This is a genomic window from Nonomuraea sp. NPDC004186 (genome assembly GCF_053603495.1).
Map to the genome: position 1 here is coordinate 136,834 of NZ_JBSGFQ010000002.1, position 22,145 is coordinate 158,978.

Consider the following 22,145-nt stretch of genomic DNA (forward strand, 5'->3'; position numbering starts at 1 on the left):
GGGAAGTATGGAACACATGAGGAAGCTCTGGATGCTCATGCTCATGGCCGTGCTCACCGCCTGTTCCAGCGGTCTGGCCGGCGGCGGGGAGGTGACGCCGACGGCCACCGCGCCGGCCGGGGCCGGGCCGGGAGAGCCCAGGGACGTGGTGACGGGGCTGGCGGTGCCGTGGGCGATCACGTTCCTGCCCGGAGGCGACGCGCTGGTCACGGAGCGTGACACGGCCAGGCTGCTTCGCGTGACCCGGGACGGGAAGGCGACCTCGCTGGGCACGATCCCGGGGGTGAGCGCGGCCGGCGAGGGCGGGCTGATGGGGGTGGCGGCAAAGGATCAGCACATATTCCTTTACTACACCGCGGAACAGGACAACCGGATCGTCCGCTACCAGCTCACCGGCGACCGCCTCGGCGACGAGCGGGTCCTGGTGCGGGGCATCCCCAAGGGCGGGATCCACAACGGGGGACGGCTCGCGTTCGGACCCGACGGGTTCCTGTACGCCTCCACCGGCGAGACCGGCGACGACCAGCTGGCCCAGCAGCGCGACTCGCTGGGCGGCAAGATCCTCCGCATGACCGTGGACGGGGCGCCCGCGCCCGGCAACCCGTTCGGGACGCTCGTCTACAGCTACGGCCATCGCAACGTCCAGGGGCTGGCCTGGGACACGTCCGGCCGCCTGTACGCGTCGGAGTTCGGCCAGAACACCTATGACGAGGTGAACCTCATCAAGGCGGGAGGCAACTACGGGTGGCCGGAGGTCGAGGGGCGCAGCGACGACTCGCGCTACGTGAACCCCATCGTCACCTGGTCCACCGGCGAGGCCTCGCCGTCGGGGATGGCGTACGCGAACGGCTCGCTGTGGGTGGGGGCGCTGCGCGGGACCCGGTTGTGGCAGGTCCCGCTGGCGGCGGACGGGTCGGCGGGCCCGCCCGTCGCCCACTTCACCGGCCGCTACGGCCGCCTCCGCGCCGTCACCGCGGCCCCGGACGGGACGCTGTGGGTCGGCACCAGCAACAAGGACGGGCGCGGCTCCCCGCGGCCGGGTGACGACCGCATCCTCTCGGTCCCGCTCTCGTAACCCCGCCTCAGACGCCCCCAGACGCGCCCCAGACCCGGGCAAACGCCCTCGGGGCCCCGAAGTACCCGAAACGGAACCCGGCACCGCCCACACGCCACACACCGTCCGCGTCGCCCGGGCAGCACGCGGGCGGCGCCGCCGGCTCGGCTGCTGAGGCACGGACCCACGCCCGCCGGCGGGACAGCGCCCACACCGTAGGCGCGTCTCGGCGTGCCCCGTCTTCGGCGGAGGGCCGGGCGGGCGGCGAGCGGCAGGCGGGCGACGGCAGGCGCCGGGCGGCGGGCGGCGGTAGGGAAACGCCAGTTCCCGCCCAGCGCGTGGTCGCGTCTCGGGGGCCGTCAGGTGGGAGGGGCTTGGCGTGGAAAGCGGCGGGCCGGGCCGTGGGAGGGCCCGGCCGGGAAAGGCGCGGGCCCGGACCGTGCGAGGGTCCGGGCCGGGGAAGGGCGTGGGCCGGGGGTGGCCCCGGGACGAGCGGTGGTCAGCTGCAGGTGGTCTGCGTCTGGGGCCGGTACTTGGTGGTCAGCTTCTTGTCCTTCTTGACCACCTTGCCGTCCTGGTGGAACACCCGGGTCACATCGATCGTGAACCCCTGCTCCCCCACCGTCGGCAAGCACCCCGGCGCCGAGCTGGTCTCGGTCCGGAACGGCCGGATGTCCCGCTTCTCGGACGCCACCGCCTCCACCTCGTCGTACCGCTCGGTGCTCCACAAGGTGACCGTCACCGAAGTCTCCGTGAAGGCCGTCTTGATCAGCACGCCGAAGTCGGAGTCGTTGCGCCACTTCAGGTCCGTGTCCGGATAGAGCAGCGCCACGTCCCGCCCGGGCGGGTAGCGAGGGGCGTAGAAGTCCATCGGCTGGTGCTCGACCAGGTCGAACCCGCCGAAGAAGGCCGCGTTGTACATGGTCGTGGCGAACTGGGAGACCCCGCCGCCGACGATGCTCACCATCCGCCCGCCGACGATCTGTCCCGCCTCGACGTACCCGTCCTCGACGGTGCGCTCGCCCACGACCTCGTTGATCGAGAACGTCGCCCCGGGCTTCACCAGCTGCCCGTCGAGCTCCTGCGCCATGCGCTGGATGTTCTTGACGCGAGGCTGGCCGGCGTCGAACGACGTGGTGAACGTGCCCACGGTCTCCTTGACCCCGAGGTCGCGTACCTGCTCCGTCGTGACCGCGGGGGCGACGGCGCCCAGCCGGACCGGGATCGTCCGGCTGCCGCCCTCGTCGAACAGCCGCTCGGCGTCCCTGGCCAGCAGCTTGTCGTTCACGCCCCGCCCCGTGCGGGCGGGCACCAGGACCGGCTTGCCGTTCACGATGTCGTACGTGGCGTCGCGCGGCTGCTGGGCCGCGTCCACCAGCCGGCTCTCCAGGGCCGCCAGCACCGCCGTGGTGTCGAACTGGGGCGCGAGCCCGCCGGAGCCGTCGGAGTTGTAGGTCAGGTTGGCGGCGATCATGGCCGGGGGGATCTGCGCCTGCTTGTCGCCGACCGTCAGCGTGACGGGCCCGGAGACGGCCTGCTTCGCCTTGGTGAGGGCGGTCGCGACGGCGTCGGCGCTGGTGACGGACTTGGCCGGCCTGAGGGTGAGCACGACGTTGCCGCCGCCCTGCAGGAAGGCGTCGCCGATCCGGCGCACGGCGTCCTCCCGGTCGAGCAGCACGCCGTCCTCGGGCTGGCGGGCCTTCGGCTCCAGCCCGGTGAAGGTCACCCGGCCCTCGCGGGGCTTCTTGTCGGCGGCCTCGGCCATGCCCTCGACGGTCCTGGCCAGCTGCGAGGAGTCGAGGTTCACCTTCGGCTGGAGCTGGGTCTTGCCGGTGAGGCCCCGCCACACCTCCTGCGGGCTGGGGAACCCGCTGGGCGCCTGGCCGATCGTGCCGACCACGTCGAGTTCGAGACCGGCCTCGTCGGACTGGATGGTCTCCTTGCGGCCGGCGATGTCGACCACGACCGGGCGGCTCAGCCGGGTGGCGAGCTCGTTGCGGAGCTTGTCGGCCGCCTGGGTGACGGTCAGCCCGCCGATGTCGACGCCCGAGACCTGGGTGCCGCGCAGGACGGAGCCCGACATGAGCACGGCGGGCACCACGTACGCCAGCGCCGCGAGCAGCACGACGCACACCAGCAGGCCCGGTAGGAGGCGGCGCTTGCGAGGCGGCTCGGGCTCGTACGAGGTCGGCCGCTCCGAGGGGGAGCCGAACACGGGCGCGGGCGGGGTCGGCGGTTGCTTGCCGTTCACCGGCCATGGCTGCGCCGGCGGCGCCACAGGGGGCAGCGCACCGCCCGAGGGACCGCCCGGGGCGCTCGGGCCTTGGGCCGGCCGGGGTTCCTGCCTGTCCGTGGGGCCGAAGATGTCCCGGGAGACACCCGGGGGCAGCCCTTCGATCCGCGGCTTCTTGGAGACCCCCGACGCGGGTAACGGCACCGAGGCGAACGGGTCGGTCGGTGATTCGATCGGTCCGGCGTTACGCACGCCTCAATCTCCTCCCGGTCCGCAGCCAAGTCTCAGGCAACAGTAAGGCACGCGGATCCGCATATGTCACGGGAAATGGCTACGGAAGTGTGTCAACCTAGCCACCGGTAGCGATGTTCCGGTCGTCCGGCGGTGCCGTAACGGGGCCGGAACTCGGCCTGCCCGGCCACGCACAGGTATTCGAGATAGCGGCGGACGCTCACCCTCGACAGGCCCGTGAGCTCGGCCGTCTCGGTCGCCGACAGGTCGCGGCCCGCCTCCCGGAGGGTGTCCGCGACCAGTTCGCACGTGGCCGCCGACAGCCCCTTCGGCATCGGCGCGGACGTCTTGGGGCTCCCGAAGAGCCGGTCCACGTCGTCCTGCCGCGCCTCGGGGCCGATGGCGGTCAGGCGCCTGCGGGTGTCGGCGTACTGCTGGAGCCGGTCGGTCAGCGCGGCGGCGGTGAAGGGCTTGATGAGGTAGTTGACGGCGCCGCCGCGCATGGCCTCCCTGACCGTGGGCACGTCGCGGGCGGCGCTGATCATGAGGACGTCCACGCCGTGGAGCTGCTTGAGCACCTCAAGTCCCGACATGTCGGGCAGATAGATGTCGAGCAGCACGAGGTCCGGCCGCAGCTCGGCCACCGCGGTGAGCGCGTCGGCCCCGCTGTGCGCGACGGACACGACCCGGAATCCGGGTACGCGCGCCACGTAGCCGCTGTGGATGCGGGCGACCATGAAGTCGTCGTCCACCACCAGCACCCGGATGTCACTCATGACCGCACCTCCGCCAGGAGCCCGGGCACGCGCACCACTGCCGCGGGTCCCGGCACGCGCACCTCCGCCGCGGTCCCGGCACCGGGATCATGTGCGGGCCTTCGCCGGGAGCAGGGCCGTGAAGACCGCGCCGCCCGAGTTCCGTACACGTACCCAGCCGCCCCGGCGCAGACACGCCTGCCGGGTCAGCGCCAGCCCGAGCCCGCGCGGCCCCGACTGGGCGGCCTTGGTGGTGAACCCCTCCCTGAACACCTCTTCCACCAGGTCGGGCGCGATGCCCGGCCCGGAGTCGCCCACCCGTACGCGCAGCCCGCCGGCGTCGGCCTGCACCGACACCTCGATCGTGCCCTCGGCGCCGTCGAGCGCGTCGATGGCGTTGGCGACCAGGTTGCCGACCACGAGGACCGCGTCCTGCGGGTCGCCGAGCAGGCCCTCGGGCACGGCGGAGTCGTCCGACAGCACGAGCCGGGCGCCCCGCTCGGCCGCCTCGGCGGACTTGGCCAGCAGCAGGGCGGCCAGGGTGGGGTCCTGGACGCGTTCGCGCAGGTCGGTGACGTAGCTGCCGCCGGTGCTGCGGGTGATGAAGTTGATGGCCGCATCGTGCTCGCCCAGCTCCAGCAGGCCGACGATCGTGTGCATGCGGTTGGCGAACTCGTGCGCCTGCGCCCGCAGCGCGTCCGTCGCGCTGCTGGTGTCGTGGAGCTCGCGGGCCAGCCGGGTCAGCTCGGTGCGGTCCCGCAGGGTGACGACCCAGCCGCGGTGCTGGCCGCGTACCGAGACCGGGGTGCGGTTGAGCACCAGCACGCGCTCGCCGTGCAGCACGACGCGGTCCTCGCCGGGGTCGGCGCCCCCGAGCACGTCGCGCATGCGCTCGGAGACCGGCATCTGCGTCAGGTCCTCGCCGACGTTGCCCAGGAGCTCGCGGGCGGCGTCGTTGACCAGCGTGACGCGGCCGTTGAGGTCGAGCGCGAGCACTCCCTCCTTGACGCCGTGCAGCACACCCTCGCGCTGCTCCAGCAGCGCGGCGATCTCGCGCGGCTCCAGCCCGAACGTCTGCCTGCGCACCCGCGCGGTGATCACCGCGGCCAGCGTGAGCCCCGCCAGCAGCACGGCCAGCGCCGTCCAGATCAGCGGCGGGAGCGCGGCGCCGAGCTGGCCGACGACCGTGGTCTCCAGCACGCCGACCGAGACCAGGCCGATCACGCTGCCGTATTCGTCGCGGATGGGGGCCTTGCCCCTGACCGTGGTGCCGATCGTGCCGGTCTCGGTGCCGACCCAGCTCCTGCCGGTCTTGAGCACGGTGGTGCCGTCGGTGGACAGCTGCTTGCCGATCAGCAGGGTGTTGGGATGGGCGTAGCGCTTCTGCTCGGCGTTGGCGATCACGACATAGTCGGCGCCGGTCTCGTGCTGCACGCTCATGGCCAGCGGCTGCAGGACCGTCTCCGGATTCTTCAGTTTGAACGCTTCCCTGACCTGTGGGAGCCCTGCCACGGACTGCGCGATGGCCAGCGCCCGCTGCTGGTGCAGCGAGTCGAGCTGATCGCGCGTGTGCTCGGCCCACACCCCTGCGGTGCCCCCGACGGCGAGGATCACGATCACCATCTGGAGCACGAACAGCTGGGTCCCGAGGGAGGCGTCCTGGACGCGTCTCACGTTGCACATGGAAACAAACGCAGGTCACGGCCAGGTTGCGACCAATACGACCACTATGACGGCAAGCGTGCAAAGCCTCGACGTGGGCGAGCGGGGGCTTCACGATCCCAGTTTTACAACCGTGAAACACCCCCTGGAGTGATCATGCGCTTGCGCGTATTCGCCGCCCTCGCGGCATTCTCCCTCGCCGCGCTGACCGGCTGCGGCGAGTCAGGCACCGGCACGTCCGCCAGCGGCTCCTTGCGGATCATGGCTCCGGCCTCCCCCGGCGGCGGCTGGGACCAGACCTCCCGCATCGCGGAGCAGGCGATCAAGGCCGCCGACTCCAAGCGCAAGGTCGAGGTGTACAACGTGCCCGGCGCGGGCGGCACGATCGGCCTGGCGCAGCTCGCGGGCGAGAAGGGCAACGGCAACCTGCTGATGACCATGGGCCTGGTCATGGTCGGCGCCATCGAGCAGAACAAGTCCAAGGTCACCCTGGCCGAGACCACTCCGATCGCCAAGCTGACCGAGGAGTACGAGATCGTCGTCGTCCCGGCCGAGTCCCCGTACAAGTCGCTCGCCGACATGGTGGCGGCCTGGAAGGCCGACCCGAAGAAGGTGTCGATCTCGGGCGGGTCCGCCGGCGGCACCGACCACATCGTGGCGGGCCTGATGGCCAAGGCCGCGGGCGTGGACCCGAAGCAGGTCAACTACATCGCCCACTCCGGCGGCGGCGAGGCGCTCAACGAGCTGCTCGGCAACAAGGTCAGCGCGGGCATCTCGGGCGTGGCCGAGTTCGCGGAGCACGTGAAGTCCGGCAAGCTGCGCGCCCTCGGCGTGACCTCCGCCGAGCGGATCCCCGGCCTGGACGCGCCCACGCTGAAGGAGGGCGGCCTGGACGTCTCGCTGGCCAACTGGCGCGGCTTCGTCGCCCCCGGCGGCCTGTCCGACGCCGACAAGAAGGCGCTGACCGACCTGGTCACCAAGATGCACGACTCGCAGCCGTGGAAGGACGCGGTGAGCAAGAACGGCTGGATCGACTCGTTCCAGACCGGGCAGCAGTTCACCGACTTCCTGAGCTCCGAGCAGACCCGGGTCAAGGGCATCATCGCCGAGATGGGGCTCGTTTCCTGATGGCTCGCTGGTGGCGGCCCGAGCTCGGGCTGGCGGTCGTGGTGCTGGGCCTGGGCGTGCTCGTCGTGATCGGGACGCTGGACGTCTCCGCGGCGGCCTCCCAGCTCGGCATCGGGCCCCGTTTCTTCCCCATGCTGGTGGGCGGCGCCATGGTGCTCATCGGCCTGTTCTACGTGGCCGACGTCATCCGCGGCGGCCACGGCGACCCTGAGGAGAGCGAGGACGTGGACGTGGAGGCGCCCACGGACTGGCGCAGCGTCGGGCTGGTCAGCGGGATCTTCCTGGCGTTCACGGCGCTCCTCAACGTGCTCGGCTGGATCATCGGCGCGAGCCTGCTGTTCTTCGGGCTGTCGCTGGCGCTCGGGGCCGAGCACAAGGTGCGCACGGCCGTGATCTCGGTGGTCGTGGGGCTCGCCACGTACCTGCTGTTCGTCAAGGGCCTCGGCGTGTCGCTGCCGGGCGGGCTGCTGGCGGGGGTGATCTAGGTGGAGTCGCTCCAGCTTCTGCTCGACGGCTTCGCCGCCGCGCTCACCCCCGTCAACCTCCTCTACGCGCTCGTCGGCGTCACGCTCGGCACCCTCGTCGGCGTGCTGCCCGGCATCGGGCCCGCGATGACCGTGGCGCTGCTCCTGCCGATCACGTTCACGGTGCCGCCGGCCAGCGCGTTCATCATGTTCGCGGGCATCTACTACGGCGGCATGTACGGCGGCTCGACCACCTCCATCCTGCTCAACACGCCCGGCGAGTCCTCTTCGATGATCACGGCGCTGGAGGGCAACAAGATGGCCCGGCGCGGCCGGGCGGCGCAGGCGCTGGCCACGGCGGCCATCGGCTCGTTCGTGGCCGGGACGATCGCCACGGCACTGCTGGTCGTGGCCGCGCCCGCCGTGGTGAGCTTCGCGATCTCGTTCGGCCCCGAGGACTACTTCGCGCTGGCGATCCTGGCCTTCACCGCCGTGTCATCCGTGCTGTCCCGCTCGGTCGTGCGCGGCCTGGCCTCTCTGGGCCTCGGGCTGGTGATCGGGCTCATCGGCATCGACCAGCAGACCGGCCAGGCCCGGCTCACCATGGGCATCCCGCAGTTGCTCGACGGCATCGACGTCGTGATCGTCGCGGTGGGGCTCTTCGCGCTCGGCGAGGCCCTCTACGTGGCCTCGCGGCTGCGCCACGACACGCCCGAGGTGGTGCCCGTCGGACGGGCGTGGATGGGGCGCGCGGACTGGCGGCGCTCCTGGTTCCCGTGGCTGCGCGGCACGGCGCTGGGCTTCCCGTTCGGCGCGCTGCCCGGCGGCGGGGCGGAGATCCCCACCTTCCTGTCGTACGCGGCCGAGAAGCGGCTGGCGCGCGGACAGGCCCGCGAGGAGTTCGGCAAGGGGGCCATCGAGGGTGTGGCCGGGCCCGAGGCGGCCAACAACGCCTCCGCGGCGGGCACCCTGGTCCCGCTGCTCACGCTGGGCCTGCCCACGTCGGCGACGGCCGCGATCCTGCTGGCCGCCTTCCAGCAGTACGGGCTCCAGCCCGGGCCGCAGCTGTTCGACCACAACCCGGCGCTGGTGTGGGGCATGATCGCGTCGCTGTTCATCGGCAACACGATGCTGCTGGTGCTGAACCTGCCCCTCGCTCCCCTGTGGGCTCGCGTCCTACGGATCCCCCGCCCGTACCTGTACGCCGGGATCGTCCTGTTCGCCGCCCTCGGCGTCTACGCCCTGAACGGCACCGTCGTGGACCTCGTGGTCCTGTACGTCCTGGGTCTCCTGGGCTACGCCATGCGCCGCTTCGGCCTGCCGGTCGCCCCCGCGGTGATCGGCATGATCCTGGGCCCGATGGCGGAGATCCAGCTCCGCCGGGCCCTGGCGATCGGGGCCGGCGACGTGACGGTCCTCGTGCGCAGCCCGGTCGCCGTGGTGCTGCTGGTCCTGGCCGCCCTGGCGTTGCTCACGCCGGTGTTCAGGACGCTGTCGGCCCGGCGGCGTGCGGTCACGCCGGTCGATTGACGGGCTCACGAGCTGGTTCCGCCGGTGCCACCGGATCGGCGGAACCGCTCGTGGCCCGGCGCCCGAAAGACCGGGGCGCGATCGCCAGCCCGGCCAGCGCCATGACCAGCGTGGCCGCGTACACCGTCCAGTATCCCGAGTGGGCCGCCGTGAACAGCGCACTGGTGACGGCCACCGCCACCACCGAGAACACCGACTCGCCCACCTGCAACGCCGAGCTGTTCCTGCCCTGCTCGCCGGGTGCCGAAAGCTCCAGCGTCAGCACCGACAGCGTCGGGTAGAGCAGGCCGATCCCGAAGCCGGTGATGATCCACGCCGGGTAGGCCAGCGCCACCGGCACCGCGGTGAACGTCACCGTGCCCATGAGCAGGATGCCCAGCGCCAGCATGGCCGAGCCCAGCCGCAGGTTCGTCACCTGGCTGAAGATCTCGCGGCCCTGCAGCCACGAGGCGAACGACCAGGTCAGAGAGCCTCCCATGAGCACGAGGCCGGCGGCCAGCGTCGACAGGCCGCGCGCCTGGATCAGCATGAGCGGCACGATCACCTCGGCCGCGAAGAACGCGCCGGAGGCCAGGCCGCGCAGCCCGACCACGGACGGCAGCCCGCGGGCGGCGCGCAGCGTACCGGCGGGAAGCAGCCTGGGCAGCGCCACGAGCAGCACCGCCAGGCCCGCGACCAGCAGCACGAGCCGCCCGTCGCTGCCGTACTGCATGAGCCCGGCGCCCACGGCCGTCACGACCGCCCAGCCGATCTTCCCCGGCAGGCCGGGCTCGGACTCGCTCTGCCCACCGGCCAAAGGCTGACCCGCCAGCCCGCGCAGCAGCACCAGGCCGCCCGCCACGGTCAGCATCGGCACCAACAGGAACACCCAGCGCCACCCGAGCGTCTCGGTCACCACCCCCACGATCGCCGGCCCCGCCATCGAGGGCACCACCCACGCGGTCGCGAAGAGGGAGAAGATCCGCGGATGCAGCTCCTCGGGATAGACCCGGGCCACCACGACATAGAGCGCCACGCTGACCAGCGCGCCGCCGAACCCCTGCAGGAACCGGCCCGCGATCAGCACCTCCATGCTCGGCGCCAGCCCCACCACCGTCAGACCGCCGACAAAGCCCGCCACACCGGTCCACAGGGGCGCCAGGGGGCCGCGTACGTCCGCCCACCGGCCGCCGAGCACGGTGCCCACCACGCTGGCCGCCATCGCCCCGCTGAACGCCAGACCGTAGAGCTCCAGCCCGCCGAGCTCCTTGGCCACGACCGGCATGGCGATCGCGACCGCCATGTACTCGAAGGCCACCAGCGACACCATCGCCACCAGGCCCGCCGTCAACGCTTTTCTCTTCATGCTCCGAACGCTACGGAGCCCCGCCTCCCGGCGCCTCCAGCGCCGGTCCTAGCCGGCCCCGGCAATTGGGCCTAGGACCCCGCGCCAAAGCTGAGGGCCCCGCCGTCGGAACGGCGAGGCCCTCATCGTTTGCCGGCGTTATTCGGAGACGCCCAGCTTCTCCAGGATCAGCTGGCGGGCGCGGGCCGCGTCGGCCTTGCCCCTGCTCGCCTTCATGACGCCGCCCACCAGGGCGCCGGCCGCGGCGATCTTGCCGGACCTGACCTTCTCGGCCGCGTCGGCGTTGGCGGCCAGCACCTGGTCGATGATGGCCAGCAGCTCGCCCTCGTCGCTGACGATCTGCAGGCCGCGCTTCTCGACCACCTCGTCCGGGGTGCCCTCACCGGCCAGCACGCCTTCGAGCACCTCGCGCGCCAGCTTGTCGTTGAGCGCGCCGGAGGCCACCAGCTCGGTCACCCTGGCGATCTGCGCCGGGGTGATGGGCAGGTCGGCCAGCGCGACGCCGGTCTCGTTGGCGCGCCTGGCCAGCTCGCCCATCCACCACTTGCGCGCGTCCGCCGCCGGAGCGCCCGCCGCGACCGTGGCCTCGACCAGGTCGAACGCGTCGGCGTTGTGCATGGCCTGCATGTCGAGGTCGGACAGCCCCCACTCGGCCTGCAGCCGCTTGCGCCTGACCGACGGCAGCTCGGGCAGGGCCGCCTTCAGCTCCGCCACCCAGGCGGTGTCGGGCGCGATCGGCACCAGGTCGGGCTCGGGGAAGTAGCGGTAGTCCTGCGCCTCCTCCTTGGACCTGCCGGACGTGGTGGTGCCGGTGTCCTCGTGGAAGTGCCGGGTCTCCTGAATGATCTTCCCGCCGTCGGCCAGTACGGCCGCCTGGCGCTCGATCTCGCTCCGCACGGACCGCTCGACGCTGCGCAGCGAGTTGACGTTCTTGGTCTCCGTACGGGTGCCCCACTCGGAGGAGCCGCGCGGCATGAGCGACACGTTGACGTCGCACCGCAGCGAGCCCTCCTCCATGCGCACGTCGGAGACGCCGAGGGAGCGCATGATCTCGCGCAGCTCGGTGACGTACGCCTTGGCCACCTCGGGCGCGAGCCGGTCGGTGCCCGGGATGGGCTTGGTCACGATCTCGACCAGCGGGATGCCGGCGCGGTTGTAGTCGACGATCGAGTAGTCGGCCCCGTGGATGCGCCCGGTCGCGCCACCCACGTGGGTGGACTTGCCGGTGTCCTCCTCCAGGTGCACCCGCTCGATCCCGATCCGCACGATCTGCCCCTCGACTTCGACGTCGAGGTAGCCGTCGAAGCAGAGCGGCTCGTCGTACTGCGAGATCTGGTAGTTCTTCGGCATGTCCGGATAGAAGTAGTTCTTCCGGGCGAAGCGGCACCACTCGGCGATCGAGCAGTTCAGCGCCAGGCCGATGCGGATGGTCGACTCGATGGCCGCGGCGTTGGCCACCGGCAGCGACCCGGGGAGCGCCAGGCAGGTCGGGCAGACCTGCGTGTTGGGCGGGGCGCCGAAGGCGGTCTTGCAGCCGCAGAACATCTTCGACCTGGTGCCCAGCTCGACGTGCGTCTCCAGGCCCAGCACCGGCTCGAACCGGTCGAGCGCTTCGTCATAGACCATGGTCATAGCGACGGGGCCTCCTTCAGCAGCGGGCCGCCCCAGCGGCTCTCCAGGGCCTTCTCGACGGCCGCACCGACGCGGTAGCAGCGGTCGTCGGCCAGTACCGGGGCCATGATCTGCAGGCCGACCGGCAGGTTGTCCTCGTCGGCCAGGCCGACCGGCACCGACATGGCCGCGTTGCCCGCCAGGTTGGACGGGATGGTGCACAGGTCGGCGAGGTACATCGCGATCGGGTCGTCGGCGCGCTCGCCGATCCCGAACGCCGTGGTCGGCGTGGTCGGCGACACCAGCACGTCAACCTGCTGGTAGGCGGCCTCGAACTCGCGGGAGATGACCGTGCGCACCTTCTGCGCCTGGCCGTAGTAGGCGTCGTAGTAGCCGCTCGACAGCGCGTACGTGCCGAGCATGATGCGCCGCTTGACCTCGGCGCCGAACCCGGCGGCCCTGGTCAGCGCCATGACCTCCTCGGCGCTGCGGGTGCCGTCGTCGCCGACGCGCAGGCCGTAGCGCATGGCGTCGAAGCGCGCCAGGTTGGACGAGCACTCCGACGGCGCGATCAGGTAGTAGGCGGGCAGCGCGGTCGTGAACGACGGGCAGGAGACCTCGACGACCTTGGCCCCGAGCGACTCCAGGAGCTGCACGGCCTCGTGGTAGCGGGCCAGCACGCCGGCCTGGTAGCCCTCGCCGGCGAACTCCTTGACGACGCCGATCCGCATGCCGGCGATGTCGGGGTTCTTCGCGGCCTCGACCACGCTCGGCACGGCCGCGTCGATCGAGGTGGAGTCCATCGGGTCGTGCCCGGAGAACGCCTCGTGCAGCAGCGCCGCGTCGAGCACGTTGCGGGCGAACGGGCCCGGCGTGTCGAGCGAGCTGGCGAACGCGATGAGCCCGTAACGGGACGAGCCACCATAAGTGGGCTTCATGCCCACGATGCCGGTCACCGAGGCCGGCTGCCGGATGGAGCCGCCCGTGTCGGTGCCCGTGGACAGCGGCGCCTCGTACGCGGCCACGGCGGCGCTGGAGCCGCCCGACGAGCCGCCGGGCACCTTCGTCAGGTCCCACGGGTTGTGGGTGACCTGGTACGCCGAGTTTTCCGTGGAGGAGCCCATGGCGAACTCGTCCAGGTTGGTCTTGCCCAGGAAGACCAGCCCCGCCTCGCGCAGCCGCGCGGTGACGGTCGCGTCGTACGGCGGGCGCCAGCCCTCGAGGATCTTGGACGCGGCCGTGGTCGGCATGTCGCGCGTGGCGAAGATGTCCTTGTGCGCGATCGGCACGCCGGCCAGCGGGCCGAGCTTCTCGCCCGCCCTCAGCCTGGCGTCGACGGCCCGCGCCTGCTCCAGCGTCGTCTCGCGATCGATGTGGAGGAACGCCTGGACCTTGGGCTCGACCTCGGCCATGCGGTCGAGGTGCGCCTCGGCCACCTCGACGGCCGACACCTCGCCGCCGGCGATCATCGATCCCAGCTCGGCGGCGGTCTTGCGGATCAGACTCATGCCTCCTCCCCGAGGATGCGCGGCACCCGGAAGCGGTCGTCCTCGACGGCGGGCGCGCCGGAGAGCGCCTGCTCGGGCGTCAGGCACTGTCGTACCTCGTCGGCACGGAAGACATTGGTCAGCGGAAGCGCGTGCGACGATGGCGGCACGTCCTCGGCGGCGACCTCGGCGACCTTCGCAACCGCTTCGATGATGGCATCGAGCTGGGTGGCGTAGTGGTCGAGTTCGTCGTCGGTGAGCGCCAGCCTGGACAACCGGGCCAGGTGTGCGACCTCGTCGCGGGTTATGGCGGACATGAGTCGTGTAACCCGTTTCGTGGATGGAGTCTTTGGACAATGCCATCCTAGGGGGCTTGACGTGGCAGCCCCGAACCGATTAACCGCCCCGAAACGAACCTCACCCTGCTCCCGCTCGTTATCCGCTTGGGGACAGGGGGTCGGCTGTGGAGCGGAACGGCTGCGGCGCGGGATGCCTGGTGGTGCTCATCGTGCTGACGATGCCTCTGGTGCTCGTCGCCGGAGTGCTGCTGGCGGCCGCCACCGTGTCCGCAGCCCGGCTGGAGTACCGCGCCGCGCACGGCGAGGGCACGATGGGCACCTTCACGGCGACCGACCTGGACTGCTCGGGCCGCGGCCCCTGCCGCTGGGAGGGCGTCTTCGAGTCCCCCGCACGGATCCGGCAGGATGCCTGGATCTACGGGTACGAGCCCCTCGACCTGTCCGAGGGCGACCGCGTGCCCGCCCTGGACGCGGGCCACGACGTCAAGGTGTTCCGTCCGGGCTCCTACGACTGGCCCGGCGTGCTGCTGCTGTCGGTCCTCTCGCTCGCCACCCTGCTCCTGCCCGCCTACCTGCTCCGGCGCGTCCTGCGGAAGCGCCCGCCGGGTCAGGCCGATCGGCTGACCTCGGGCTGGTAGCCGTACTCGATCCCGGGCCCAGCGCCGGTGTGCTCCCTGAGCCAGACCGTGGCGTCGGCGGCGGCCATGGGCCGCCCGAACAGCCACCCCTGCCCCATGTCGCACCCCATCTCGTCCAGCCGCATCGCGACCTCGTCCGACTCCACGCCCTCGGCGACCGAGCGGAGGCCGAGCGAGCGGACCAGGTCCACGATCGAGCGGACGATCCGGTAGTCGTCCTCCGACTCGGCGATCCGGCGTACGAACGAGGCGTCGATCTTGACCTCGGACACGGCCAGGCGCTGGAGCCGGATCAGCGACGAGTAGCCCGTGCCGAAGTCGTCGAGCGCCAGCGGCACGCCCAGCGCGGCCAGCGCCTTGATGGTCTCGTGGGTGTAGGCCTGGTCGCCCGTCAGGATGCGCTCGGTCACCTCCAGCTGGATGGCCCCCGGCGGGAGCCCGGAGGCGGCCAGGCCGACCTCCAGTTGCTCCGGCAGGGCCGAGTCGAGCAGGTCGCGGGCCGAGATGTTGACGGAGATCTGCACCTGCAACCCCGTGTGCCACCAGCGGGCCGCCTGCTCCAGCGCCGCTTCGATGACGTACGCCGTGAGGGGCCGCATCAGGTACGACTGCTCCGCCAGCGGCACGAACTCCGACGGCGGGATCATCCCGTGCACCGGATGACGCCACCGCAGCAGCGCCTCGACGCCCTGGACGGCGCCGGTACCGAGGCTGACCTTGGGCTGGAAGTGCAGCCGCAGCTCGCGGCTGTCGATGGCACGGCGCAGGTCGCCGAGGAGATTGAGGCGTTCGGGAGAGTTGCGGTCCTTGTCGGGCTGGTAGAGCTCGACCCCGGTCCGCCCCTCCTTCGCCAGGTACATGGCCACGTCGGCCCGTTGCAGCAGCAGCTCGAAATCGGGGGCGTGGTCCGGATAGAGCGCGATCCCGACGGAACCGTCCACGTCGAAGGTCATGCCCTCCAGCCGGACCGGCTCGGTCAGCGCCGCCCGCAGCCGGGCCGCGACCTCCCTGGCCGCGTGGGCGTCCCTGATCGAGGGCAGCAGCACGGCGAACTCGTCACCGCCCAGCCGCGCCACGACGTCGCCGGGGCGTACGGAATGGGTGAGCCGGTGCGCCACCGTCTGCAGCAGCCGGTCGCCCACCGGATGCCCCATCGTGTCGTTGACCTCCTTGAACCGGTCGAGGTCGAGGAGGAACAGGCCCACCCGCTCGTCGTGCCGGGCCTCGGCCAGCGCCTCCTCCGTGCTGACGATGAGCATCTTGCGGTTGGGCAGGCCGGTCAGCTCGTCGTGCAGGGCCTGATGGTCACGGCGCATCGAGAGCGTGGCGGTGAAGTAGACGGCGGCCAGCGGGGCGACGAAGAGGGGCACCATGCCGGGCGAGTGCTCCATGGCCACGACGACCAGGGGCGCCAGGCCGAGCAGCCCGACGTACACGAGACTCTGCGGGACGACCGTGACCCTGAACACCCGCATGATCGAGCGCCGCTCGTGCAACGCGACCGCGCCGCACACGAGAGCCGCCCTGGTCGCGAAGTACGCGACCCCGGCCAGCGCGATCGCCGGCAGGTCCGACCCGTCCGGCACCCACGGCACTGCCGGGCTCGGCGCGATCCCGAACACCCCCATCACCACGGCCGCCGCCGTGAGCGCGAGCGTCGACTGCGCGATGTTGAACATGACCCGATGCCACGCCTTACGCGTCACCACCCCGTTCATGGCGACCGCGACGGCCTGCATGAGCACCGCGACGGGCAGCCCGAAGTGCAGGAGCACGGCGAAGGTGAACATGGTGGAGGGGTACGTGCCACCCACAGAGGCGGCGGACGACACCATCACGGGCCTCAGCTCGCCCAGGATCACCAGCACCGACAGCGCCCAGAACAGCGGCGTGCGGGCGAGCTCCACCAGCCCGACGGCGTCCAGCCTCAGCATGGCCACCACGAGCGCGGTGAAGCCGATCACGGTTACGCCCGCGAGGAACGCCCAGAGCGGCGAGCCGACGCGTGGTCCGGTGTCGCGGGTGTCGGTTGGGTCAGTCATCGGTAACAGAACCCCCATTAGGTCACTATGGGAGGGTACGACCTTCACCCCACTTCGCGAAACCAAGCGCGTACGTTCCGTCACTTCTCCTTTCCGACATATACCCAAAAACCACCCTCGGTAGCAAGCCGCCTACCCTTCCCGCACAACCGACCCTCTCGCCCCCACCACCGACAGCGGCCCGCCCCGACGCCGCACAGCCCGCCCCACTCCACCCGACGCGCATCCCGCATCGAGCCGGGCACCACATACCAGCGCCACACCCCACGGCGGCCGGGCACCGCACACCAGCGCCGCATCCCGCAGCGGCTGGGCACCGCACACCAGCGCCGAACTCCACCGCGCCACACCCCGCCGACGCGGCGCCCAAGACCTCGTGGTGCCGCACGCCAAGATGCGACGCGCCAAGGCCACCGCACGCCGCCCAACCCCGCCGACGCGGCGCCGCCCTGCCGCTCCAACCGCCCCCGCGCGCTGCCGTGCCATCCCGGCGACGCGACGCCACCCCCGCCGCCTCACCCGCTCCCGCGCGCTGCCATGCCATCCCCACACGCGCCACCCACCAAGCGCCCAGCCCGCCGGATCGCCGCATAGCGCACGCCGCTCACCCGGCACCGCATCCCGCGAAGCAGCCGGACGCCGCGCACCAGCGCCCGGCCGTCGAGAGGTGCTAAGCCTCCGTGGGCACCGCCGCGGCCGCAGCCGCTTCCGGGCCGTCCTTCAGCAGGACCTCGAACCCGGCCCCGTCCAGGATCGGCACCCCGAGGCTCACCGCCTTGTCGTACTTCGACCCCGCGTTCTCCCCCACCACCAGGAACGACGTCTTCTTCGACACCGACCCCGACACCTTCCCGCCCCGGCTGGTGATCGCGTCGGCCGCCGAGTCGCGGGTGTAGCCCTCCAGCGTCCCCGTCACCACGAACGTCAGCCCCTCGAGCGTCTGCGGCCCCTTCTCCGGCGCGGGCTCGTCCTCCATCCGCACCCCCGCGGCCCGCCACCGGTCGATGATCTCCCGGTGCCAGTCGACCGAGAACCACTCCCGGATCGTGGCCGCCACCCGGGGCCCGATGCCCTCGACGGCGGCCAGCTCCTCCTCCGAGGCGTTCATGATGCGGTCGATCGAGCGCATCTCGTCGGCCAGCGCGCGGGCGGTCGGCGGGCCGATGTGCCGGATCGACAGGGCGACCAGCACGTTGGCGAGCGGCGCCTGCTTGGCCTGCTTCAGCTCCTCGATGAGCTGCAGCGCGTTCTGGCTGGCCCCGCCGTCGATGTTGGAGAAGAAGGTGACGACCTTCTCCTCCCCGGTCTTGGGGTCGATCTTGGCCAGACCGGTGTTCTGGTCGCGGACGATCGACTTGATGGGCAGCAGCTGCTCCAGCGTCAGGTCGAACAGGTCGGCCTCGGTGCGCACCACGGGCTCCTGGGGCGGCAGCGGCTGGGTGAGCGCGGTGGCCGCGACGTAGCCGAGCCCGTCGATGTCGAGCGCGCGCCGCCCGCCCGCGAAGAAGATGCGCTCGCGGATCTGGGCGGGGCAGCGGTGGGTGTTGGGGCAGCGCAGGTCGGCGTCGCCCTCCTTCTCGTACGCCAGCTCGGTGCCGCACTCCGGGCAGTGGGTCGGCATGACGAACTCGCGCTCCGACCCGTCGCGCAGCGCCGTCACCGGCCCGACGATCTCGGGGATGACGTCGCCCGCCTTGCGCAGCACCACGGTGTCGCCGATGAGCACGCCCTTCTTGACCACGATGGCGGCGTTGTGGAGCGTGGCCCGCTCGACGGTCGAGCCCGACACCGTCACGGGCTCCATCACCGCGTACGGCGTGACCCGCCCCGTGCGGCCGACGCCCACCTCGATGTCGAGCAGCTTGGTGTTGACCTCTTCCGGCGGGTATTTGTACGCCATCGCCCACCGCGGCGCCCGCGACGTGGAGCCCAGCTCCCGCTGCGTGCGGAAGTCGTCGACCTTCACGACCACCCCGTCGATCTCGTACGGAGGATCGTGCCGGTGCACGCGGTAATTCTCGATGAACTCGTTGACCTCGGTGAGCCCCGGCACCACCTGGTAGAGATCGCTGACCGGCAGCCCGAACTCCCGCAGCCGGTCGTACACGTCCGACTGCGCCCGCGGCACGGCCGAGCCCTCCCAGATGCCGATGCCGTGCACGAGCATCCGCAGCGGCCGCTGGGCCGTGACGCGCGGGTCCTTCTGCCGCAGCGTGCCGGCCGCGGAGTTACGCGGGTTGGCGAACGGCGTCTTGCCCTGCTCAATGAGCTGCTCGTTGAGCTGCTTGAAGTCCTCGACCGGGATGTAGACCTCGCCGCGCACCTCGACCAGGCTGGGGACGTCGTGGCCCGTGAGCCGGTGAGGGACGCCCTTGATCGTGCGGACGTTGGCCGTCACGTCGTCGCCGGTGCGCCCGTCGCCGCGGGTCGCCCCGCGCTCCAGCTTGCCGTCACGGTAGACCAGCGCGATCGCCAGCCCGTCGATCTTGAGCTCGCAGAGGTAGGGCCCCGGATCTCCCTCGGCCAGCCGCTCCGCCCGCTGCATCCAGGCGGCCATGTCGGCTTCGTTGAACGCGTTGTCGAGGCTCTCCATGCGGTTGAGGTGCTGGACCTTGGCGAAGTCGCCCGACACGGGGGCGCCGACCTTCTGTGTCGGCGAGTCGGGGGTCTGGAGCGACGGATGCGACTCCTCCAGCGCGAGCAGCTCCTTGAACCACCCGTCGAACTGGGCGTCGCTGACCGTCGGCTGGTCGAGCACGTAGTAGCGCCAGCGAGCGTCGTCGACCAGCTCGCTCAGCTCGGCATGCCGCTTGAGCGCGGCCACGGGCACGCCCGCCACCTCGGCGCCTGGCTCACTCACCGTCTGCTCCCCTCCCGAACCCGAACCCGAACCCGAATCCGAACCGTACGTCAACCTGTGCAAACGCTACCGCTGAGCACTGACCTTCAGCGCTCACCCCCGTTGCGACCCGGCCTCCGGGTCCTCCCTGAGCACCTGGGCCGCCTTCCGGCAGGCCGCCAGGGCCGCGCGGGCGTACGCGGGTGACGCCCCGGCCAGCCCGCACGCCGGGGTCAGCACGACCTGCTCGGCCAGCCGGTCGGGCGCGAACCCGAGCCGCCGCCACAGCTCCAGCGCCGGTTTGGCGACCACCCCGACGCCGGGCAGCCGGGTGTCCCGGCCGGGCACGACCCCCAGCAAGAACCGCAGACCCGCCTCGACGGCCTCCCCGACGGAGTCCTCGTCCCTGCGCCGCAGCAGCGCGGCGTCCACCGACACACCACGCACCCCGGCCCTGCGCAGCACGTCGAAGGGCACGGACGGCGCGCAGCAGTGCACGATCGGGGCGTCGAAGGAGCGCATCGACTCCTCCACCCGCCACTCCTCGACGGCCGCCAGCCGCCCGAACCCCGACGCCGTCGGCACGGTCCCCGCCAGCACCCCGGGCAGCCCCGGCTCGTCGAGCTGCAGCACGATCTCCGTCACCCCGGGCAGCCGCCGCCGCACGTCGGCGCAGTGGTCGGCGACCCCCTGCGCCAGCGAGTCGGTCAGATCGCGTACGGCCCCGGGGTCGGAGAGCATCTTGTCGCCGTGTTTCAGCTCGATCGACCCGGCCAGCGTCCACGGGCCGCAGACCTGCAGCTTGAGCGGCCCGGAGTAGTCGTGGCCGACCTCCTCCAGCCCGTCGAGATCCCGCCGCAGATGATCGACGGCCCGCTGATGGTCGCGCCCCGGCCGATCGGCCAGCCGCCACCCGGAGGGCTGCACCTCGACGGGCAGCTCGACGAGCAGCCCGGCCGTCCTGCCGATCATGTCGGCGCCGACGCCCCTGGCCGGCAGCTCGGGCAGGTACGGCAGTCCGGGCACCTCACCGAACACGACCCTGATCGCCTCGAGATGGTCCTCGCCCGGGTGCGAGCCGACTCCGGTGGCTTCCCACGTTGACATGGGGACAAGCGTAGGCTCTGCGGAATGGAGCTGACGAAACACGAGCACGCCTGTGTACGCGTGGAGAAGAACGGCAAGGTCCTGATCATCGACCCCGGGACGTTCAGCAAGGGACCCGTGCTCGACGGGGCCGACGCGGTCCTGATCACCCACGAGCACTGGGACCATGTGGACGTCGACAAGTTGAAGGCCGCGCCGCCCACCCTGGAGATCTACACCTGCGAGGGCGTCGCCGCGGATCTGACGGACGTTCCGCAGAAGGTCCAGGTGGTACGGCACGGCGACGCGTTCGAGGCGGCCGGTTTCCGCGTGCGGGCGTTCGGCGAGTGGCACGCCAAGAACCACCCCGACGTGCCCGTCGTCCAGAATGTCGGGTTCCTCGTGGACGACGAGATCTTCTACCCGGGTGACGCCTTGACGGTCCCGGGAGTGGACGTGCCCACCTTGCTGGTCCCGACCGGCGGGCCCTGGCTGAAGCTCGGGGACATGATCGGATATCTCCGCGAGATCCGCCCGGCAAGGGCGTTCTCCACCCATGACGGCCTGTACAACGACATCGGCTTCGGCCTGGTGGACAACTGGCTCAAGATGGAGTCGGAGCACCAGAGCGCCGACATCCGCCGCCTGGCGGTCGGCGAGTCGGTGACGCTCAGCTAGCGGCGACGATCGTCGCCGAGCCGATCACGGTCTCGCCGGAGTAGAGCACGGCCGCCTGGCCCGCCGCCACCCCGGTGGCCGGGCGGTCGAGATCGATGCGGACGCCGCCACCGACCTCCTCGAAACGGCACCCGTAGACCTCTCCGTGCGCCCGCAGCTGCACGGTCAGGTCCTCGAACGTGGACGGGCCGTTCCACACCGGGCTCCCGCACGTGATCGAGGTGACCTCGAGCGCGGCACGCGGGCCGACCGTGACGGTGTTGGACACCGGCTCGATCGACAGCACGTAGCGGGGCCGGCCGTCGGCCGCAGGGCGGTCGATGTGCAGGCCCTTGCGCTGCCCGATCGTGAAGCCGTGGGCGCCCTGGTGGCTGCCGACGACCTCACCGCTCTGGTCGACGATGGGGCCCTCGGCCGAGCCGAGGCGCTCGGCCAGGAAGCCGCGGGTGTCGCCGTCGGCGATGAAGCAGATGTCGTGGCTGTCGGGCTTGTCGGCGACGGTCAGGCCGCGCCTGGCGGCCTCCTCGCGCACCTGGGCCTTGGTCGAGTCGCCCAGCGGGAAGATCGCGTGGCTGAGCTGCTCGCGGGTGAGCACCCCGAGCACGTACGACTGGTCCTTGCCCTGGTCGGGGCTCCTGGACAGCACGCCGTCGACCAGCTTGGCGTGGTGGCCGGTGGCGACCGCGTCGAAGCCCAGCGCCAGCGCCCGGTCGAGCACCGCCGAGAACTTGATCTTCTCGTTGCACCGCAGGCACGGGTTGGGCGTGCGGCCCGCGGCGTACTCGGACACGAAGTCCTCGACCACGTCGCGTTGGAAGCGCTCGGCCATGTCCCAGATGTAGAAGGGGATGCCGATCACGTCGGCGGCGCGTCGCGCGTCGCGCGAGTCCTCGATCGTGCAGCAGCCCCGCGCACCCGTGCGGTGGGATTGGGGGTTGGCCGACAGAGCGAGGTGCACACCAGTGACGTCGTGACCGGCCTCGGCGATCCGAGCGGCGGCCACGGCGGAGTCGACGCCGCCCGACATGGCGGCAAGCACACGCAGTCCCATGACCGTTCCAGC

General features: G+C 71.6%; 17 protein-coding genes. 6 read left to right on the top strand and 11 right to left on the bottom strand.

Features of this window, described 5'->3' with window-relative positions:
- Window positions 1–16 precede the first annotated feature (16 nt).
- Complete coding sequence (locus ACWEPL_RS02270) at window positions 17–1,075, top strand: PQQ-dependent sugar dehydrogenase (RefSeq protein WP_452434774.1); 1,059 nt, start codon at window positions 17–19, stop codon at window positions 1,073–1,075.
- A gap of 478 nt (window positions 1,076–1,553) precedes the next feature.
- Here the strand turns inward: ACWEPL_RS02270 and ACWEPL_RS02275 are convergent, their stop codons facing one another.
- From ACWEPL_RS02275 to ACWEPL_RS02285, 3 genes are all read right to left on the bottom strand, one after another.
- Complete coding sequence (locus tag ACWEPL_RS02275; protein ID WP_350729594.1) at window positions 1,554–3,539, bottom strand: VanW family protein; 1,986 nt, start codon at window positions 3,537–3,539, stop codon at window positions 1,554–1,556.
- 92 nt (window positions 3,540–3,631) lie between these two features.
- On the bottom strand, window positions 3,632–4,294 hold the full coding sequence (locus tag ACWEPL_RS02280; RefSeq protein WP_357743643.1) for a response regulator: 663 nt from the start codon (window positions 4,292–4,294) through the stop codon (window positions 3,632–3,634).
- Between the two features lie 87 nt (window positions 4,295–4,381).
- A complete protein-coding gene (locus tag ACWEPL_RS02285) occupies window positions 4,382–5,956 on the bottom strand; it encodes an ATP-binding protein (protein ID WP_452434777.1) in 1,575 nt (524 codons plus the stop codon).
- Window positions 5,957–6,091: 135 nt separating this feature from the next.
- Between ACWEPL_RS02285 and ACWEPL_RS02290 the strand changes: the two genes are divergently transcribed.
- The 3 genes from ACWEPL_RS02290 to ACWEPL_RS02300 are packed head-to-tail and all read left to right on the top strand — an operon-like array spanning window position 6,092 to window position 9,057.
- A complete protein-coding gene (locus ACWEPL_RS02290; RefSeq protein ID WP_350729589.1) occupies window positions 6,092–7,063 on the top strand; it encodes a tripartite tricarboxylate transporter substrate binding protein in 972 nt (323 codons plus the stop codon).
- Window positions 7,063–7,548: a tripartite tricarboxylate transporter TctB family protein gene (locus ACWEPL_RS02295; protein ID WP_355205496.1), complete on the top strand. Its 486-nt coding sequence runs from the start codon at window positions 7,063–7,065 to the stop codon at window positions 7,546–7,548. Before ACWEPL_RS02290 ends, ACWEPL_RS02295 begins: the two co-directional genes overlap by 1 nt.
- Complete coding sequence (locus tag ACWEPL_RS02300) at window positions 7,549–9,057, top strand: tripartite tricarboxylate transporter permease (RefSeq protein WP_363976213.1); 1,509 nt, start codon at window positions 7,549–7,551, stop codon at window positions 9,055–9,057.
- On the opposite strand, the gene ACWEPL_RS02305 is transcribed toward ACWEPL_RS02300, so the two are convergent.
- The 4 genes from ACWEPL_RS02305 to gatC all read right to left on the bottom strand — a co-directional run bounded on the left by ACWEPL_RS02305 (window position 9,041) and on the right by gatC (window position 13,817).
- Window positions 9,041–10,402 carry an MFS transporter gene (locus tag ACWEPL_RS02305; protein WP_452434779.1) on the bottom strand — a complete coding sequence of 454 codons (1,362 nt, stop codon included), beginning with the start codon at window positions 10,400–10,402 and terminating at the stop codon, window positions 9,041–9,043. The two genes, ACWEPL_RS02300 and ACWEPL_RS02305, sit on opposite strands and share 17 nt — an antisense overlap.
- A gap of 138 nt (window positions 10,403–10,540) precedes the next feature.
- Entirely contained in the window at window positions 10,541–12,028 is a 1,488-nt protein-coding gene (gene gatB / locus ACWEPL_RS02310) for an Asp-tRNA(Asn)/Glu-tRNA(Gln) amidotransferase subunit GatB (protein ID WP_363976701.1), read from the bottom strand.
- A 2-nt stretch (window positions 12,029–12,030) separates the two neighbouring features.
- Entirely contained in the window at window positions 12,031–13,521 is a 1,491-nt protein-coding gene (gene gatA, locus ACWEPL_RS02315; RefSeq protein WP_449901853.1) for an Asp-tRNA(Asn)/Glu-tRNA(Gln) amidotransferase subunit GatA, read from the bottom strand.
- Window positions 13,518–13,817, bottom strand: coding sequence for an Asp-tRNA(Asn)/Glu-tRNA(Gln) amidotransferase subunit GatC (gatC, locus tag ACWEPL_RS02320; RefSeq protein WP_185068184.1), 300 nt, complete (start codon window positions 13,815–13,817; stop codon window positions 13,518–13,520). The genes gatA and gatC overlap by 4 nt, the downstream gene beginning before the upstream one ends.
- A 146-nt stretch (window positions 13,818–13,963) precedes the next feature.
- Here gatC and ACWEPL_RS02325 point away from each other — a divergent pair, with 146 nt between their 5' ends.
- A complete protein-coding gene (locus ACWEPL_RS02325) occupies window positions 13,964–14,437 on the top strand; it encodes a hypothetical protein (RefSeq protein ID WP_363976220.1) in 474 nt (157 codons plus the stop codon).
- On the opposite strand, the gene ACWEPL_RS02330 is transcribed toward ACWEPL_RS02325, so the two are convergent.
- The 3 genes from ACWEPL_RS02330 to ACWEPL_RS02340 all read right to left on the bottom strand — a co-directional run bounded on the left by ACWEPL_RS02330 (window position 14,407) and on the right by ACWEPL_RS02340 (window position 20,425).
- On the bottom strand, window positions 14,407–16,479 hold the full coding sequence (locus ACWEPL_RS02330) for a putative bifunctional diguanylate cyclase/phosphodiesterase (protein WP_363976223.1): 2,073 nt from the start codon (window positions 16,477–16,479) through the stop codon (window positions 14,407–14,409). The genes ACWEPL_RS02325 and ACWEPL_RS02330 overlap by 31 nt on opposite strands.
- Window positions 16,480–17,149: 670 nt before the next feature.
- Complete coding sequence (ligA, locus tag ACWEPL_RS02335; RefSeq protein WP_363976226.1) at window positions 17,150–19,339, bottom strand: NAD-dependent DNA ligase LigA; 2,190 nt, start codon at window positions 19,337–19,339, stop codon at window positions 17,150–17,152.
- A gap of 93 nt (window positions 19,340–19,432) precedes the next feature.
- Complete coding sequence (locus ACWEPL_RS02340; protein WP_452434782.1) at window positions 19,433–20,425, bottom strand: methionine synthase; 993 nt, start codon at window positions 20,423–20,425, stop codon at window positions 19,433–19,435.
- A gap of 24 nt (window positions 20,426–20,449) precedes the next feature.
- Between ACWEPL_RS02340 and ACWEPL_RS02345 the strand changes: the two genes are divergently transcribed.
- Window positions 20,450–21,082 (top strand): MBL fold metallo-hydrolase, encoded by a 633-nt coding sequence (locus tag ACWEPL_RS02345; protein ID WP_452434784.1) that lies wholly within the window; start codon window positions 20,450–20,452, stop codon window positions 21,080–21,082.
- Here the strand turns inward: ACWEPL_RS02345 and mnmA are convergent.
- On the bottom strand, window positions 21,075–22,133 hold the full coding sequence (mnmA, locus tag ACWEPL_RS02350) for a tRNA 2-thiouridine(34) synthase MnmA (RefSeq protein ID WP_363976231.1): 1,059 nt from the start codon (window positions 22,131–22,133) through the stop codon (window positions 21,075–21,077). The genes ACWEPL_RS02345 and mnmA overlap by 8 nt on opposite strands.
- Between the last annotated feature and the right edge of the window lie 12 nt (window positions 22,134–22,145).